The 16,211-nt window shown below is 48.3% G+C and carries 17 protein-coding genes; 13 read left to right on the top strand and 4 right to left on the bottom strand.

Going from position 1 to position 16,211, the window contains the following annotated elements:
- The first annotated feature begins 9 nt into the window (after positions 1-9).
- Complete coding sequence (locus ACSYSL_RS04195) at positions 10-477, top strand: hypothetical protein (protein ID WP_491708435.1); 468 nt, start codon at positions 10-12, stop codon at positions 475-477.
- A gap of 197 nt (positions 478-674) precedes the next feature.
- Here ACSYSL_RS04195 and ACSYSL_RS04190 read toward each other — a convergent pair whose 3' ends face one another.
- Entirely contained in the window at positions 675-1,238 is a 564-nt protein-coding gene (locus tag ACSYSL_RS04190; RefSeq protein ID WP_491708434.1) for an FUSC family protein, read from the bottom strand.
- A 90-nt stretch (positions 1,239-1,328) separates the two neighbouring features.
- Between ACSYSL_RS04190 and ACSYSL_RS04185 the strand changes: the two genes are divergently transcribed.
- The 5 genes from ACSYSL_RS04185 to ACSYSL_RS04165 all read left to right on the top strand — a co-directional run bounded on the left by ACSYSL_RS04185 (position 1,329) and on the right by ACSYSL_RS04165 (position 5,426).
- Positions 1,329-2,072, top strand: coding sequence for a nitroreductase family protein (locus ACSYSL_RS04185; RefSeq protein ID WP_491708433.1), 744 nt, complete (start codon positions 1,329-1,331; stop codon positions 2,070-2,072).
- Between the two features lie 129 nt (positions 2,073-2,201).
- Positions 2,202-2,486, top strand: a complete 285-nt coding sequence (locus ACSYSL_RS04180; protein ID WP_010690472.1) for a co-chaperone GroES — start codon at positions 2,202-2,204, stop codon at positions 2,484-2,486.
- 68 nt (positions 2,487-2,554) lie between these two features.
- Positions 2,555-4,189, top strand: coding sequence for a chaperonin GroEL (gene groL / locus ACSYSL_RS04175; RefSeq protein WP_491708432.1), 1,635 nt, complete (start codon positions 2,555-2,557; stop codon positions 4,187-4,189).
- A gap of 146 nt (positions 4,190-4,335) precedes the next feature.
- Positions 4,336-4,779: a DUF3290 domain-containing protein gene (locus tag ACSYSL_RS04170; protein WP_010690470.1), complete on the top strand. Its 444-nt coding sequence runs from the start codon at positions 4,336-4,338 to the stop codon at positions 4,777-4,779.
- Positions 4,779-5,426, top strand: coding sequence for a DUF421 domain-containing protein (locus ACSYSL_RS04165; protein WP_010690469.1), 648 nt, complete (start codon positions 4,779-4,781; stop codon positions 5,424-5,426). The genes ACSYSL_RS04170 and ACSYSL_RS04165 overlap by 1 nt, the downstream gene beginning before the upstream one ends.
- 66 nt (positions 5,427-5,492) lie before the next feature.
- Here the strand turns inward: ACSYSL_RS04165 and rpiA are convergent, their stop codons facing one another.
- Together rpiA and rbsK are read right to left on the bottom strand one after the other, a co-directional pair.
- Positions 5,493-6,191, bottom strand: coding sequence for a ribose-5-phosphate isomerase RpiA (gene rpiA, locus ACSYSL_RS04160; protein WP_491708431.1), 699 nt, complete (start codon positions 6,189-6,191; stop codon positions 5,493-5,495).
- Positions 6,192-6,204: 13 nt separating this feature from the next.
- The gene (gene rbsK / locus ACSYSL_RS04155; protein WP_491708430.1) at positions 6,205-7,140 is read right to left on the bottom strand and encodes a ribokinase; all 936 of its coding nucleotides are present in this window, start codon (positions 7,138-7,140) and stop codon (positions 6,205-6,207) included.
- A 257-nt stretch (positions 7,141-7,397) separates the two neighbouring features.
- Here rbsK and ACSYSL_RS04150 point away from each other — a divergent pair, with 257 nt between their 5' ends.
- The gene (locus tag ACSYSL_RS04150) at positions 7,398-8,621 is read left to right on the top strand and encodes a NupC/NupG family nucleoside CNT transporter (RefSeq protein ID WP_491708429.1); all 1,224 of its coding nucleotides are present in this window, start codon (positions 7,398-7,400) and stop codon (positions 8,619-8,621) included.
- Positions 8,622-8,674: 53 nt separating this feature from the next.
- Here ACSYSL_RS04150 and cbpA read toward each other — a convergent pair whose 3' ends face one another.
- Positions 8,675-9,325 carry a cyclic di-AMP binding protein CbpA gene (gene cbpA / locus ACSYSL_RS04145; RefSeq protein WP_010690464.1) on the bottom strand — a complete coding sequence of 217 codons (651 nt, stop codon included), beginning with the start codon at positions 9,323-9,325 and terminating at the stop codon, positions 8,675-8,677.
- A 112-nt stretch (positions 9,326-9,437) separates the two neighbouring features.
- Between cbpA and pth the strand changes: the two genes are divergently transcribed.
- The 6 genes from pth (at position 9,438) to hpt (ending at position 16,203) form a co-directional block, all read left to right on the top strand.
- Positions 9,438-10,004: an aminoacyl-tRNA hydrolase gene (gene pth, locus ACSYSL_RS04140; RefSeq protein WP_491708428.1), complete on the top strand. Its 567-nt coding sequence runs from the start codon at positions 9,438-9,440 to the stop codon at positions 10,002-10,004.
- A 2-nt stretch (positions 10,005-10,006) separates the two neighbouring features.
- Entirely contained in the window at positions 10,007-13,558 is a 3,552-nt protein-coding gene (mfd, locus tag ACSYSL_RS04135) for a transcription-repair coupling factor (protein ID WP_491708427.1), read from the top strand.
- Positions 13,548-13,823 (top strand): RNA-binding S4 domain-containing protein, encoded by a 276-nt coding sequence (locus ACSYSL_RS04130; RefSeq protein ID WP_010690460.1) that lies wholly within the window; start codon positions 13,548-13,550, stop codon positions 13,821-13,823. Before mfd ends, ACSYSL_RS04130 begins: the two co-directional genes overlap by 11 nt.
- Before the next feature lie 76 nt (positions 13,824-13,899).
- A complete protein-coding gene (locus ACSYSL_RS04125; RefSeq protein WP_010690458.1) occupies positions 13,900-14,286 on the top strand; it encodes an FtsB family cell division protein in 387 nt (128 codons plus the stop codon).
- Positions 14,287-14,332: 46 nt separating this feature from the next.
- Positions 14,333-15,667, top strand: coding sequence for a tRNA lysidine(34) synthetase TilS (tilS, locus tag ACSYSL_RS04120; RefSeq protein WP_491708426.1), 1,335 nt, complete (start codon positions 14,333-14,335; stop codon positions 15,665-15,667).
- Positions 15,667-16,203, top strand: coding sequence for a hypoxanthine phosphoribosyltransferase (gene hpt, locus ACSYSL_RS04115; RefSeq protein ID WP_010690454.1), 537 nt, complete (start codon positions 15,667-15,669; stop codon positions 16,201-16,203). The genes tilS and hpt overlap by 1 nt, the downstream gene beginning before the upstream one ends.
- Positions 16,204-16,211: the final 8 nt, after the last annotated feature.

Here is a 16,211-nt window from a genome sequence, read left to right as displayed (position 1 = left end):
GAGAAGATTATGAATAGGTTTAAAATTGAACGCTTTATTGAAAAAGCAATAGAAAAAAATAAAAACCCATCTAGAAAAGATAAAATGGACTATCGTCTTTCTTTTTTCACTCGCTTGATATTTTTAATTGATAGAATATTTGGATTTGACAAGAGAGATAAGAAAAAATTTGATAAATATTCTGAAGAAAAAGAGCTAGCAAGATACTATGAAACTGAATATTTAGAATTTCAAATAGTTGAACAGATGAAGGAAGTTGCATCAGATCGTTTTTATTTAACCGCTTATTTTCCTACATTTTTATCCATGATTTTCTTTGTGACTCAAATGAAAATTTTCATAATTGGGCAAAATGTCGTTTTCATTATTTGTATTTCATACATTCCTTTATATTGTATTTGCAGAAGAAGTATGAATCAATCAGAACGTCGTCTTTTAATTTATCAATCAGTTTATAAGGAACGTGTTGGAGAATAACTGCACGAATTAGAAAGTTAGTATTGTAATTGGTAAATATTACTAAACTATTTCTGCTAACTAAATCATTACTCTCTATCTAGAGGCTGTTGACCGGGGTCTTTCATGCAGATATTTGTTTGTATGGATTGACCGAAGTTAGCTAAGTTGTATCCCCCACCCCGACTAACCAAAAAAGCGTCCTTCCGGACGCTTTTTTACTTTTCATTATTCTTATGTTCAATCTTTTTAATGACTTTTTTGGCGTTGTTTTCGACTTTTTCAACGCTTTTTTCGACCTTTTTGATTTCGTCGGGCATGGCGAAGCGGTTGATGGCGATGGCGAAGAGGACGCCGACGAAGACGTCGAGGACACGGAGGATGACGTAGTCGATGGTGGCGTCGAGGGGGATGGTCAGGGCGATCATCAGGAAGGCGGCCATGCCGCCGACGATGCCGACGCTTTGGTCGAGTTTGTTGTGGATGATGATGCCGAGCATGACGAGGACGGGGATGAGTACGATGGAGATCCAGTCGGCATTGTGGGTGTATTCGCGGAATAGGTAGTAGATGATGGCCAGGCCACCACCGACGGCGTTCGAGATGAGTCGGACTTTGGCGAAGGTCATGGTGTTGTCCCAGGTGTCGCGCAGGGCGAAGACGGCGGCGAGGGCCGGCACGAAGGCGGGGCGGTCGATGAAGTGGTAAACAATCATGACGAGCATGACGGCGAGGCCGGTTTTGAAGGTCCGGAGACCAATATGTACTTTAAAGAAATTCATGAATCTTCCTAGAAATATTTTTTTGAAAAGTGTAAGATGGCCCGTAGAGCCACACAAGTATTATAGTATACACTAAATTTGGAGGTTTTTATGGCAGATAACGAAGTCTTAAAACAATTACAAGGTCACCAATCAATCCGTACTTTTCAGGAAAAGCCGGTCTCGGATGAGACGATGGACACCATCTTCTCGGCGGCCTTTGCTGGACCAAACATGCAGAATTATCAACCGGTTACCTTCATTGAAATTACGGACCAGGATTTGAAGCAGAAGATCACCGACACGGTCCACATGGGTTACATTGCGTCGGCACCCCGTTTCTACGTGGCCTGCGTTGACTGGAACCGTGATTTGATTGGTCAGTCGGCTGAAGACCGGGCCGTGATTGAAGACCGGATTCAACACTACCAATTCCTAGAAGGTGGTATTGTGTCGACGGCGATTACCCTGGGTCGTGCCCAAGTGGCGGCCGAGTCCCTTGGCTTGGGAACGGTCACGATGGCCGGAGTCATGGGTGCCTTTGAATTATACGAACAAGAACTAGATTTACCAAAGTACGTCAAGCCAATCATGGGCTTCTCCGTTGGTTACCCTGACCAGAACCCTGGTGTTAAGCCAAAGCTGCCGTTATCCGGTTCCGTCATGAAGGACCGCTATGACGAAGGCAAAGTCGAAGCAGCCGTTCAGGATTACGACAAGACCATGGCCGACTACTACGCCGAGCGTGACATGGACACCAACTGGACGAAGCACAACGCCAAGCTCTTTAAGATGATTCCCGCCGACCCACGCCTGTCCCAGTACCCAATGGACAAGGGCTTGAATCTGAAATAACCGTTTTTGACAAAAGACTGCCTTAGGTGGTCTTTTTTCTTTTCAAAAAGGCCTCATTGGGTTATACTAAAAGTGTAATTAGCAGTCGGGATAAACGAGTGCTAAAAAGGATAAACGGAGGTTCGTGATATGTTGAAACCATTAAGTGATCGATTAATCGTTTCGGTTGAAGAAGCCGGTGAACAGCAAGTGGGCGGCATCGTCATTGCCCAGGCCGCGCAGGAAAAGCCCGTGACCGGTAAGGTCGTAGCGGCTGGTCCCGGTCGTGTAACGGACGCAGGCCAAACCATCGCCATGACGGTCAAGGCCGGCGATACGGTGCTCTTTGATAAGTTTGCCGGTCAGGCCATCGAGGTCGACGGACAGAACCTACTGGCTTTGCACGAAAAAGACGTCATTGGCGTTTTGGCCTAAGTTAGGGCTAGGTATCGGATGGTTTCCGAGTGACTTTTTCATTTGATTAAGTAAAAGGAGTAATTCACATGGCAAAAGAGTTGAAGTTTTCAGAAGACGCACGGGCCAAGATGAAGGTCGGCGTTGATAAATTAGCAAACACCGTCAAGACAACGATTGGACCCAAGGGACGCAACGTGGTCTTGGAAGAATCATACGGTTCCCCAACGATTACCAATGATGGGGTGACGATTGCCAAGGCCATCGAGTTGGAAGACCACTTTGAAAACATGGGGGCCAAGTTGGTTGCCGAAGTGGCTTCAAAGACCAATGATATCGCCGGTGATGGAACGACTACGGCCACGGTTTTGGCCCAGGCCATTGTTGGTGAAGGCTTGAAGAACGTGACGGCCGGCGCCAACCCAGTTGGCATCCGGACTGGAATCGAAAAGGCCACGGCAGCCGCTGTGAAGAAGCTGCACGAGATGTCCCACACGGTGTCAACCAAGGATGAAATTGCGCAAATCGCCTCGATTTCAGCTGCGAACGAAGAAGTTGGAAAGTTAATCGCTGACGCCATGGACAAAGTCGGCAACGACGGTGTCATTACCATCGAGGAATCAAAGGGAATCGAAACGACGTTGAAGGTCGTTGAAGGAATGTCCTTTGACCGCGGTTACATGTCCCAGTACATGGTGACCGACAACGAGAAGATGGAAGCCAACCTGGACAACCCTTACATCCTGATTACGGATAAGAAGATTGGTAACATTCAAGACATTTTGCCAGTTTTGCAGTCCGTAGTGGAACAGGGACGTTCAATGGTAATCATTGCCGATGACATTACGGGTGAGGCCCTACCAACCCTTGTTTTGAACAAGATGCGTGGTACCTTTAACGTTGTCGCCGTTAAGGCCCCTGGTTTTGGTGACCGTCGGAAGGCCATGTTGGAAGACATCGCCGTCTTGACCGGTGGCACGGTGATTACCGACGACCTCGGTTTGAACTTGAAGGATGTGACCGTTGACCAGCTTGGTTCGGCAAACAAAGTCAACATCTCCAAGGACAACACGACGATTGTGGAAGGGGCCGGTGATAAAGCCGCTGTTGCGAACCGTGTTGAAACGATTAAGAAGCAAATTGAAGAAACGACGTCTTCCTTTGATAAGGAAAAGTTGCAAGAACGTTTGGCTAAGATGGCCGGTGGTGTCGCTGTCATTAACGTTGGTGCGGCCACCGAAACCGAATTGAAGGAACGTAAGTACCGCATCGAGGACGCCTTAAACGCCACCCGTGCGGCCGTTGAAGAAGGGTTCGTCGCTGGTGGTGGAACGGCTTTGGTTAACGCCATTGATGCTGCCGCATCCGTTGAAGCTGAGGGCGACGTGGCGACCGGTGTGAAGACGGTCGTGGCTGCTTTGGAAGCGCCCGTTCGTCAAATCGCTGAAAACGCTGGTTTGGAAGGATCCGTCATCGTCAACAAGTTGAAGGAACAACCAGAGGGAACGGGTTATGATGCCAAGGCCGACCGCTGGGTCGACATGGTCCAGGCCGGTATCGTGGATCCAACCAAGGTGACCCGTTCAGCTTTGCAAAACGCAGCCTCTGTCGCCGCCTTGTTGTTGACAACCGAAGCGGTTGTTGCCGAAGAACCAAAGGGTGCTGACGCAAGTGCTGCAGCCGCTGCCATGGCTGGTCAAGCTGGCATGCCCGGCATGATGTAAGCAAGTTAAAAAGAAGTGGTACAAGCCACTTCTTTTTTTGTGGAATAAAGGCAAGAAAATGGGGGACCTACCGGTCGCTTTCTAATTTAGTAATTGCTGGTTGCTAGTTCAGCTTTGTGCTACACTATTACCTATTGGAGGGTCTCATGACATTTTATTCTCTGGACTATTTGCTGAGTCAAAATAATTTTACGAACAAACTTTATATTGGCCTATTGGTTGTCGCCTTCTTGGCGGTAGGCATTGGGCTGATTGCCTCTTTCCGGAATCGGCTAAACATGCGCTATCGGGATTTAACCATCATTGCCTTTTTGGCCTTTCTCTTTCTCGCAGGACTAACCTATACCAATTTGGAGAACACGCAAACGAAAAGCTTGCAGCAGAACCAAATGGCGGCTTTTGCCAAGTCCTATGCTAAAGATCAGGACGTGAAGAAGTCCGAACTGTCCTTTAACTCCACGACCATGCAGGACGGCATGATCGCCAAAGAGGGAAATAAGTTCTATCAAATTACCCTGTCCAAGGACCAACAGTCTTACAGCCGGACGGAAGTTTACTTGATTAACACCAAAGCGGAGGTGGTTCAGTAATGTCAGTTTACATGCCCATATTTCTAAAGTTGGGGATTGGTCTGATTGTCATCATCATTCAGATTAATATCTTTGGTAAGGGTAACCTGGCCCCAACCAACGCGCTAGACCAAGTTCAGAACTACGTGCTTGGTGGTATTATTGGTGGAACGATTTACACGGCCTCGATTACCGTCTTCGAATTCATGATGGTCATGATTATCTGGACCCTGCTTGTCATGGTGCTCAAGTTCGCTAAGCAGCATAACCACTATGCCAAAGTCTTGCTCGATGGTAAGCCAACGGTGCTGATTAAGAACGGGAAGATTGACGTTCAGGCAGTGATTTTGGCTGGGCAGTCTGCCTCGGATTTGATGTTTAAATTGCGTGAGCAGGAAGTTTACGACGTTTCCAAAGTCAAGCGCGCTGTGTTGGAACAAAATGGTCAATTGACGGTTATCGAATATGGTGATGAATCACCAAAGTACCCAATCATTTACGATGGCCAAGCCAACGATGATGTGTTGGTCGCCATTGATCAAGATGAGGATTGGCTTCTTGACCAAGTGAAGCAGCAGGGCTATAACAGTTTTTCTGACATCTTTGTTGGGGAGTACCTGTCTGGTAAAATCAGCCTGACCCCTTATAACGATCAAAAAAAGAAGTAAACAAAAGCCTTCTCGATGGAGAAGGCTTTTTCTGTGCAAAAAGAGTTGGTTTTGGGCAGGTTTTCCTCAAGGTTGTTTTAACTCGACTGGTCGGACCATGGTTTGGATGGGATCGGTGCCAATGATGACACGGTCGCAAATGTCCAAAAAGAAACCATGTTCGACCACACCGGTCATGGCCTTGATGTCGTCCGCTAACCGGTACGGATTGTTGACGTTAGAAACGTCTAAATCAATGATGTGATGACCAGCATCGGTGACCAGTCGGTCCCAGATATTGGTCATTCGGAAAGAAGGGGCTAAGCCCATGTCCTGGAATCGATTGAACACTTGCTCCGCACCGAAAGGAATCACTTCCACCGGGAGACGGAACTGACCGAGCTGCTCGGATAGCTTGGACTCATCAATAATCCAGATGTTTCGGTTGGAACGCACGGCAAGCACTTTTTCATAGAGTAAGGCAGCACCACCACCCTTAATGCCATTTAGTGACCAATCGCATTCGTCTGCGCCATCAATCGTCACGTCAATATTGTCTACTTCGTCAATATCCTTAACGGTGATACCAAGCGAGCGAGCCACGTCGGCAGAACGGGTTGAACTCGCGACGGTGGTGAGTTGCCAATGACGTTCCACCAGGGCTTGCTTTAACGATTGAATGAAGAAAGTGGCTGTTGAGCCCGTGCCTAAACCGACCGTCATGCCGTCTTGAATCTCATCAAGAGCGGCTAAAGCGGCACGCTGTTTTTGGGCGTTTTGATCCATTGGAATGCCTCCTTTAGCTCATGGCCATGGGTGCCAACTTGCGAGCGATTTCTTCTTGATAGGGGATGGACGGGATGGCACCGGGTTTTGAGACCGCGATGGCCGCTGCCGCTGCAGCCTTCTGGAGCGTGCGTTCAATATTGGTAAAGTCCGGTTCGATGGTGGTTGCAATGGTACCGATAAAGGTGTCACCGGCTGCGGTGGTGTCTTCGACTGCTACGTGAAAATTTTTGACCGGGCCGATGTGCTGACCAATGGCGAAGAAAGCTCCAGCCTCACCCAGGGTGATGATTAGGTTTTGGATTCCAAGTTGTTCATGGTAAAGTGGCAGGCGTTCTTTCAAGGTTTGGTAATCAGTGCTAGCTGGTAAATTAAGCAGGGCTGCTGCTTCCGTTTCATTGGGGATGAGCAAGTCCGTGTGGCTGAGAATGTCCGCTTCGATGCGGCGAGTCACCGGAGCGGGGTTCAGAATGGTCATGGCTCCGGCTGCCTTGGCGATGGCAAAGCCGTGAGCGATAACGGTTCTTGGTACTTCAAGTTGGGCGAGCACGATGTCGGCGTTTTCGATGAGTAAACGGGCCTGTTCAACATCATCAACCGTTAGATCAGCGTTGGCGCCACCGTGAACAAGAATGGTGTTGTGACCGTCTTCTTCAAGCATGATGTATGCCGTACCGGTGCTGCCATCCTTCGTCTGGATGAACTGACTATTGATGCCTTCGTGTTCTAATAATTGGATGAAACGTTGTCCTTCGGAATCGGCACCAACGGCTCCGATGAAGGAAACAATGGCACCTTGACGAGCGGCGGCCACCGCTTGGTTAGCTCCTTTACCACCAAAGTTGCTGGATTTGTTTAGGATGCTGAGGGTTTCACCTTCCTTTGGCAGGCGGACAATCCGTTGCAAGACATCCACGTTCAAACTACCAATCACCACAATGTTTTTCATTGTTAGCTCCTCCTGGTTTTTCTTTTATTTTAGGTAAGAAAGGCGGGCGAAGGCAGGCATTTGGCAAAAGTGGTTGAATTTGTGCCCTAATTAACAAATGTTTGAAGATTAGCTGGTCAAAGCCCTTTCCATTTGATTGACTATTGGTGAAATAACTTGGAATCTTTGTCGCAATCGATTAAGGATAAGCGGATGGAGAGAAGGTTTCTAGGTTGTTCATTGCTGCTTGTTAGTCGAATAAAAAAGGTGGAGAAAACATGCTAGTTACAGTGAACATCTTGAGTATTGTTGTTTTTGTTGGCATTGCCTATGCATTGTCAAATAATCGCCGACAAATTCATTGGCGATCCGTTTTGATTGTATTGGGCTTGGAATTTGTCTTAGCTTGGTTTTTCACGAATTTCCAAGCGGGACGCTTGGCCGTTATGGCGGCGGCTGACGGTTTTTCCTGGCTAGTTAAGGCGGCCTGGAAGGGAATTGCTTTTGCCTTTCCAGAGTGGTTAACGTCCAATCACGGGGGACCGAATTTTGTTACCGCGGCTTTATTGCCGATGCTTCTGGTAGTTCCTCTCTTTGATATTTTGTCTTACTGCCATTTTCTGCCTTGGGTCATCAAATGGGTAGGGAAGGGTCTGTCTAAAATTACACGGCAACCAAAGTTTGAGGCCTTCTTTTCAATCGAAATGATGTTTTTGGGAAACACCGAAGTGTTGGCTGTTTCGAAGACCCAGTTGAACCAAATGTCAGCCCGGCGAAACATGACACTGGCTCTGATGTCGATGTCTTGTGTGTCGGCGTCCATCATTGGTTCCTATACCCAGATGATTCCGGGGCAGTACGTTTTGACGGCCATCCCCCTCAATATTTTAGGTGCCATTGCGGTCGCGGCTATCTTGAATCCAACGACGGTTTCAAAGAAGGACGATGTGATTGTTCAAGTACAGGCTAAAGCCGGTCGTCGAGAACCCTTTTTCTCCTTCTTAGGTGGGTCCATTTTGTCGGCTGGAAAACTAGTCCTCATCATTACGGGAACGGTCATTGCCTTCGTTTCACTCGGCGAATTGGTTAATCAGTTGCTCGGGTTGACTGGCCTTTCCTGGTTAACTTTGGAGAATATTTTCGGCGTTGTGCTCTTTCCCTTTGCTTGGTTATTGGGCTTCTCAGTGGGGGATGCCTTTCAATTGGCCCAGTATATGGGAACGAAGCTGGTGACCAATGAATTCGTTGTGATGGGCCAGGTTTCAAAGGCTATGTTGCACTCAACTGGACTCTTTGCTAACCAACATGCCCGTATTGTTTTATCCGTTTTTCTAACATCCTTTGCCAATCTCGGGACCGTCGGTATGATTGTTGCCTGCTTCAAGGGTTTGGTAAGTGCGGAAAAAAGCGAATACGTGGCCGCTCGTGTACCACAAATGTTGTTAGCAGGAGTTCTGGTTTCGTTCTTATCGGCAGCCATGGCGGGACTCTTTGTCTGGTGACCAATGGCATGAACGGGAATCAAAAAAGTCGCCATGAAGGCGACTTTTTTAGTTTACATAAATTGGGAAAGGTCCTCTTGGGCAACGACGGAAAAACGTTTCCGCTCGAGTTTCGTAATAATCTTACGAAGGACCGGGGAATCGGCCGTTAACGGCAGGGTGAACAGGACGGCCAGTGGCCCTGAATTCTGGACTTGCAGGGACAAGACGGATTCAATGTTGGTATAGCGGGTAATGATGCGGGCCATTCGTTGGAGGTCGCCGCGACGTTGGCGATCCTTGACGGCGATGGCTACGCCCCCCTTAGCCAGTGACCAGGACTTGGAAAGCAGGTCCATCAAGGCGGAGTGGGTTAGGATGCCGACAAAGTGATGACCGTCATCGACCACTGCGATGTAGGGGAGGTCCCGAATCGCGAAAAACAATTCATAGAAATCGGCCGTCGTTGAAATGAACTTGGTCGAGTTCCGCATGATCGTGGTGGCCTTTTGGTTCAGGTCCCCCTTGTTGGCGACAAATTCATAAACGTGTTGCCGGTAAATGTTTCCGCGGAAAAGGTGACCGGTGGCATCCAAGATTGGAATTGTTCGGAGGTGAGCCCCTTCTTTGGAATTTTCGAAGATATCGTAAACCTCACCAATCGTGGTGTCTTCGGTAACGGTCAGCAAATCTTGCTTTTTAATAATCATTGATTGTGGAAACATGAGAAACCTCTTTTAAAATGGCGTTCTTTCCTATATCCTAGCATACTTTTGCCAAAAATCACCGCCTTTACATGTTAAGATTAGAGTACAAGACATTTTGGAGGGAAAATCCATGAAATTCATCTTTGGTTTAGGAAATATCGGGGCCAAATACGACCAAACAAGACACAACATTGGCTTTATGGCTTTGGATCATTTTGCTGCTAGTCAGGGTGTTGATTTTAACCCAACCAAGCTTTTTGCAACGGCTGCCAAGCTACAAGTTGACGGTGAGACGGTTTGGTTAGTGAAACCGACGACTTATATGAACGATTCGGGTCAGGCAGTGCGGGCCTTTTTAGACTTTTACGGTGGAAATGGTGATGATATTTTGATTCTCCACGATGACCTGGATTCCGACTTTGGTAAATTGCGTTTCCGGGCTAAGGGTTCTGCCGGTGGTCACAATGGCTTGAAGTCCATTATGGCGCACACGGGAACACAGAACTTCTTACGGCTAAAATTTGGGATTTCACACCCTGATCACACGCATCAAGCGGTGATTAATTACGTACTGGGGAAGTTTTCGAAGGAAGACTTGGCCTATTGGGACCAGGTGTTTGAAAAGACAGATCAGGCCCTATTGGACTGGATAAAGGGAGCAGACGCAGCGGCTTTGAGTAACCGCTACAACGGATAGGTATGACATTAGTTAATTACTTAGCACAGGAAAAAGAATTTCAACAGTTAACCCAGCAGGAAAAGCCGGGCGAGCGGCAGCTACTGCTTGGTCTCAATGGATCGGCCAAGGCGGCGGGATTAGCAGCGCTCTACCAGAACCGTCCCCGGCAAATTTTGGTGTTAACGGATACCGTTGCCCACGTTGAAGAGCTTGCCCAGGACCTCACGGAACTGCTTGGCAACCAAGCGGTTTACCGTTTTGAGGCTGAGGAAGCGGTGGCGACCGAACTGGCAGTTTCGTCGAACAATTACGTGGCCGACCGAGTCGCCGCCTTGACAGCGTTGGCTACGAATCAACCCGGCGTCTATTTGACAAACTCCGCGGCCTTTTGCCGTTACGAGCCACTGGCAAAGGATTTGCAGGCGGCTTGTCTGTCGCTTTCAGTCGGGGAACAGTATGACTTTGCAGAGCTGAAAGGTCGTCTGGTGACCCTAGGTTATGTGAACGCACCACAGGTTGAACAAATTGGGCAGTTTGCCCAACGCGGTTCGATCATCGACGTTTATCCCGCTGACCAAGACGAGCCTTTCCGGATCGACTTTTTTGACGATGAGTTGGATCAAATGAAAACCTTTGACCCGGCAACCCAAAAGTCAACGGGGACCGTTCAGGGAGCCCAAATCCTACCTGCCTCGGACATCGTTTTGACTGAACAGGCTTACCAAGCGGGAAAGGAAGCTTTGGAAGCGGCTTTTTCAGCCTACCGGCAAGAGGCGGTTGGGGTTGAAAAGAAGCACGTAACGGAGGGCTTTGCCCCAACGCAACGGGCGTTGGATGATGGCCGCCGAGATGAGGCAATCCTGCCTTACTTGTCTTATTTCTATCCTGACAAACAGACCGTTCAGGACTATTTGGCTAAGGATGCGCTTTTGATTGTGGACGAATATGCTCGTCTGCAAGAATCACTGTTGACACAAACTGGTTTGGATCAAGATTGGTTTGACCTGCAGGTTGAAAACAATCAGCTGATTCCACCGCTTTCTTTGCGGGCCGAATTAGGGGAACGGCTGGCGTCTGTTCAACAGGCCCAGACCTACTTGGCCAACCTGAAGCGTGGGCTGAATCAGTTGACTTTTGACCATTTATTGGAATGGACGTCTCGTCCGGCTAAGCAGTATTTTGGTCAGTTAGACGCCTTGCTGCCCGATTTGACTTTTGCCAAGGACCGGGGCTTGACCTGGGTCTTGTTGGTCGGGTCGAAGGACCGGGCGGACCGACTCGTTGAATCGTTGGATTCTCGGGGTGTTCAGGTGCCCATCCATCAGGAAGTCAAAGCCAATCAGGTGCAGGTTCTCTTAGGCAATCTCTCGGCTGGTTTTGAGTGGCCAATGGCCCACTTGAACGTACTTTCTGAGCGCGAACTCTTTGCCAAAGCCCGTAAGCCAATTGCCCGCAAGCAAAAGAAGCTGCAAAACGCCGAACGGCTCAAATCCTATAACGAACTGTCCGTGGGCGACTACGTTGTTCACATTAACCACGGGATTGGACAATACCAGGGATTGGAGTCAATTGAAGCCAACGGTGGGAAGCAGGATTACTTGGTCATTGCTTACCAAAAGAATGCCAAAATCTTCTTGCCAGTCACCCAGTTGAACCTGATTCAAAAATACATTGGTGGCTCGGACGCTGGTAAACGGCCCAAGATTAATAAGCTTGGGGGCACGGAGTGGCAGAAGACCAAAAAGCAGGTTGAGTCGAAAATTGAAGACATTGCCGACGACCTCTTGGCCCTTTATGCCGAGCGTGAAGCCAAGCAAGGCTACGCCTTTCCTGCCGATGATCAGGCGCAGCTGAAGTTTGACACGGCTTTTCCATATCCAGAAACGCCCGACCAAATTCGGTCGATTGAAGAAATTAAAGTCGATATGCAAAAAAAGCGGCCAATGGACCGCCTCTTGGTGGGGGATGTTGGCTTTGGTAAAACGGAAGTGGCCCTGCGTGCTGTTTTCAAAGCTGCCCATGCTGGTAAACAGGTGGCGCTCCTCGCGCCAACCACCATCTTGGTTCAGCAGCACTACGAGACCATGGTTGAGCGTTTTGCCGACTTTCCAGAGATTCGAATTGGCCACTTGTCCCGCTTCCAAACGGCGGCGGAAAACAAGAAAACGATTGAGGCCTTGGAAAAGCATGAACTGGACATTGTTGTTGGGACTCATCGTTTGCTATCAAAGGATGTTTCCTTTGCGGACCTGGGCTTGTTAGTGATTGATGAAGAGCAACGTTTTGGTGTTAAGCACAAGGAACGGTTGAAGCAGTTGAAAGCCAACATTGATGTGTTGACGCTGACGGCGACGCCAATTCCGCGTACGCTAAACATGGCGATGGTTGGCGCCCGTGATTTGTCGGTCATTGAAACACCACCGCTGAACCGTTTCCCAATCCAAACCTACGTGGTGGAACTGGATTGGACCTTGGTTCGCGACGTGATTCAAAAAGAGTTGGCCCGTAACGGACAGGTCTTCTACCTGCACAACCGGGTCGCGGATTTGGACAGCATTCGCTCGCAAATTGAGGAGATTGTGCCGGATGCTCGCGTGGCTGTTATTCACGGTCAGATGTCTGAAGTTCAGTTGGAATCGGTGCTGTATGACTTTTTGAACCAGGAATACGATGTTTTGGTCACAACGACCATTATTGAAACGGGGGTCGACATCCCCAATGCCAATACGTTGATTGTCGATAACGCCGACCACATGGGCTTGTCGCAGCTCTACCAGTTGCGAGGTCGTGTCGGCCGTTCAGCCCGGTTGGCCTACGCCTACTTCACCTACCCATTCACTCGAACACCGTCTGAAGAGGGAGAAAAGCGTTTGGAAGCCATTCGTGACTTTACGGAACTTGGTTCTGGATTCAAAATCGCGATGCGCGATTTGTCCATTCGAGGGGCTGGGGACTTGCTAGGAAAGCAGCAACACGGCTTTATCGATTCAGTTGGTTATGATTTGTATACACAAATGCTGAAGGAAGCGGTTGCTAAGAAGCAGGGCGAAACGTTACCTGATGAGGCCAACGCCCATCGGACCGATGCCGAGTTGGTGCTCGGGGTCTTGGCCTTTTTGCCCGACGACTATGTGGCGGATAATGCCCAGAAAGTCGCCCTTTATCAGCAGATTCGCCAGGCACGAACGGATGAGGACTTTGATCAGGTCGAAGACGACTTAACGGACCGTTTCGGTGAGTTGCCTGATGAGGCGGCCCGTCTGATTCTGGTCTCTCGTTTGAAGACAGTGGCTGACGAGGCTCAGGTGACGCAAATTCGCCGTTTGAAGGACAAGGTCACTATCCGCTTTGACGAAACAATGTCTCAGCGATTGGCAGGCGAAAACGTTTTTGTGGCCTTAAAAGACGTGCCTTACAAGGCAGTGGTTGATGGCAAGTCTACTCAGTTAGCCGTGACGTTGACAATTGACCTGAAGCAGGAATCGGCCTATTGGTTGAATGCGGTGAAGGATTTCTTGGAAGAAGCCCTTTCGGTAACAGATGAAAAGAATGGAGAAACGAATGCGGATTGATAAGTTTTTAAAGTTGTCTCGAATCATTAAGCGTCGGACGGTGGCCAAGGAATTGGCCGACCAGGGTCGGATTTCGATCAACGGAAAAGTAGCGAAGTCTTCGGCAAACGTTGGTACTAATGACGAAGTCGAAATTCGTTTTGGAAATAAGACTGCGACTTTTAAGGTGCTTAAGTTGCAAGACATCGTGAAGAAGGATGAAGCGCAGGATCTCTACGAGTTAATTTCTGAAAAGTATGAAGAGGGTGACCGGCAGGATTTTTAAAGTTTTACAAACTTTGACAAACTGCCTTGTAACTTAACCAAAAATGTGTGAAAATATTTTTTAAGGAGAGGTGACGATGGCAGACAGTAGTCGTTTACAACCAAATATTCGACCGCTGAACGCACGAATTGCTCAGCAAATTGCTGCTTCGGACGCCAAGCGCGAGGCAGCTCGTCAGCACTATGCTCGTGCTCACCGTCGCCGCAAAAAGCAGATTATCTTCGTCGGCTTGGCCATTGCAGCCGTTTTCATGATGCAGCTGGTCTTCGGACAGGTGCGGTTGCACGCGGCCAACAAGACCCTGACGAAATCGGAAAATCAATTGGTCTCGGTTCAAAAGACCAACGATTCTTTGAAGAAAGAATCGAAGCAGTTGAATGACGAAAACTACTTAAAGCAAATTTTGCGTGATAAGTACGGTTATTCAAAGAAGAACGAAACCATTTATAATTTGCCAGAATAATTGAAATCAAAAGCCACCCTCCGGGGTGGCTTTTCTAGAATAGGTAATGAACAAAATTCAACAAACAATTCAATCAGTTTCCTTACCGAGGCGGGTGGTCGTGGCTTGCTCGGGTGGTCTCGATTCAACGCTCCTACTCGAGGCGCTCTGTCGTTTCCGACCGGAGGTGCAAGTGACCGTTGCCCATGTCAACTATTGCTTGCGTTCTGAAAGTACGGGGGATGCCGACTTTGTTCGTCGTTTGGCCGATCGGCATGGGTTGCCCTTTTATGACCGGGTCGCGGATTTATCCAAAATGGAAATTGGCGTTGAAGAAAAAGCCCGACAAATTCGTTACCGCTTTTTTGATGATGTATTGTCGGAAACGGGCAGTGCGGCCGTTTTGTTGGGCCAGCATCGAGACGATCAGGTGGAGACCATTTTGTTGCAACTGATTCGCGGCGGGGCCTGGCAAAATAAGTCGGGAATGGCAGCTGAGAGTGGCCGTTATCGACGACCTTTTTTGACTCTATCAAAGAAAGAATTGCTGGCGGCTGCCAAAGAAATGGGCTTGGCCTGGCGGGAGGATCAGACAAATCAGGACCCCCACTACACAAAGCGGAACCAATTGCGTCAGGTTATTATCCCCGCCTTGCAGGAAATGAACGCTCGTTTTCCCGAACATTTGTTGGAATTAGGGACGCAAATGGCGGAACAGCAGGCTTTGATTCAGGGGCAGGCAGTGCGCTATTATGCCGATTTTGTCCAAGATTATCGAAGTGTTCCGGATGAATGGTGGCCGGCCTGTCTAAAGGAAATGGCAACTCGATCCGGTTACTATCGCTTAAAAAAAGAACAAATTGATCAGTTTTGTCAGTTGCTACATCACCGGCAACGACCCAATGGTCGGATTGACTTAGGGGATGGCTATTTTTTTGAAAAAACCTATTACGAAATTGCGCTGAAGAAAAAAGAAACGACCGCGCCTGTTTCGAATAAAAAATTGGTGAAAGTCAGCCAACAGAACGGCCCTCTTGTGTTAGAATTAGACCAATGGTATTTTTTTACCGATTCAATGCTAAAGTTACAGTCGAATGCCTTTCTTCCGGTAAATGATCAGTGGATTGCACTACCGAAACAACTGGAAGGACCGCTTTCAATTTGCTTGGCAAGCAAGGGTGACCGCCTTTCGATTCCAAATGGACATAAAACGGTTCGCCGCTTGCAAATTGATGAAAAAATACCGGTGGAAGACAGGGCTAAAACCCTGCTTCTCAAGGACCAACAAGAGAATATTTTGGCTGTTTTTTTGGGACAGAAACGCTGGTATTTTACGCAAGACTGGCCCAAAGGACAACCAAATGGCAAACATTGCTTAGTATGGCGAATTGAGGAAAACTAGTGGATAACGATATTGAGGAAGTATTATTTGACCAAGAGCAAATCCAAGAGGCTGCAGATCGCTTGGGTAAAACCATTACCGAGGATTACGCTGGGCAAAAGCCCCTGGTTCTTTCAGTTTTGAAAGGGGCCTACTTGTGGACAGCGGACGTCATTCGAAAGATCGACTTGTATGTTGACCTTGAATTTATTAAAATTTCGTCCTACCATGGTGGGGTTTCGTCATCCAATGAAATTTCGTTGGTAACAGACATCCATTCTGACGTAAAGGGACGCGACGTATTGATTCTAGAAGACATTGTCGACACTGGGCAATCCCTTGAATTCTTGGAAGAGTTAATTTTGTCTCGTGGCGCTAATTCCGTTCGTGTGGCAACGCTCTTAGACAAGAAGGGTGGCCGGACGGTGGACATCAAGGCGGACTACGTTGGTTTTGATGTTCGTAACGAATTCGTTGTTGGGTACGGTTTGGACTACAAAGGCCTTTACCGGAACCTACCATACGTTGGTATTTTGAAACAAAGTATTTATAGTTAAGCAGGAAG

The sequence above is a fragment of the Fructobacillus sp. ESL1129 genome (genome assembly GCF_058507945.1).
Note: the sequence above shows the minus strand (reverse complement) of the source record. Positions and strands in the feature narration are given on the sequence as shown.

Bases quoted from the DNA above. Each gene is read 5' to 3' on its own strand.
- ACSYSL_RS04195 (WP_491708435.1), top strand. From the start codon at position 10: ATGAATAGGTTTAAAATTGAACGCTTTATTGAAAAAGCAATAGAAAAA.
- ACSYSL_RS04190 (WP_491708434.1), bottom strand. From the start codon at position 1,238: ATGAATTTCTTTAAAGTACATATTGGTCTCCGGACCTTCAAAACCGGC.
- ACSYSL_RS04185 (WP_491708433.1), top strand. From the start codon at position 1,329: ATGGCAGATAACGAAGTCTTAAAACAATTACAAGGTCACCAATCAATC.
- ACSYSL_RS04180 (WP_010690472.1), top strand. From the start codon at position 2,202: ATGTTGAAACCATTAAGTGATCGATTAATCGTTTCGGTTGAAGAAGCC.
- groL (WP_491708432.1), top strand. From the start codon at position 2,555: ATGGCAAAAGAGTTGAAGTTTTCAGAAGACGCACGGGCCAAGATGAAG.
- ACSYSL_RS04170 (WP_010690470.1), top strand. From the start codon at position 4,336: ATGACATTTTATTCTCTGGACTATTTGCTGAGTCAAAATAATTTTACG.
- ACSYSL_RS04165 (WP_010690469.1), top strand. From the start codon at position 4,779: ATGTCAGTTTACATGCCCATATTTCTAAAGTTGGGGATTGGTCTGATT.
- rpiA (WP_491708431.1), bottom strand. From the start codon at position 6,191: ATGGATCAAAACGCCCAAAAACAGCGTGCCGCTTTAGCCGCTCTTGAT.
- rbsK (WP_491708430.1), bottom strand. From the start codon at position 7,140: ATGAAAAACATTGTGGTGATTGGTAGTTTGAACGTGGATGTCTTGCAA.
- ACSYSL_RS04150 (WP_491708429.1), top strand. From the start codon at position 7,398: ATGCTAGTTACAGTGAACATCTTGAGTATTGTTGTTTTTGTTGGCATT.
- cbpA (WP_010690464.1), bottom strand. From the start codon at position 9,325: ATGTTTCCACAATCAATGATTATTAAAAAGCAAGATTTGCTGACCGTT.
- pth (WP_491708428.1), top strand. From the start codon at position 9,438: ATGAAATTCATCTTTGGTTTAGGAAATATCGGGGCCAAATACGACCAA.
- mfd (WP_491708427.1), top strand. From the start codon at position 10,007: ATGACATTAGTTAATTACTTAGCACAGGAAAAAGAATTTCAACAGTTA.
- ACSYSL_RS04130 (WP_010690460.1), top strand. From the start codon at position 13,548: ATGCGGATTGATAAGTTTTTAAAGTTGTCTCGAATCATTAAGCGTCGG.
- ACSYSL_RS04125 (WP_010690458.1), top strand. From the start codon at position 13,900: ATGGCAGACAGTAGTCGTTTACAACCAAATATTCGACCGCTGAACGCA.
- tilS (WP_491708426.1), top strand. From the start codon at position 14,333: ATGAACAAAATTCAACAAACAATTCAATCAGTTTCCTTACCGAGGCGG.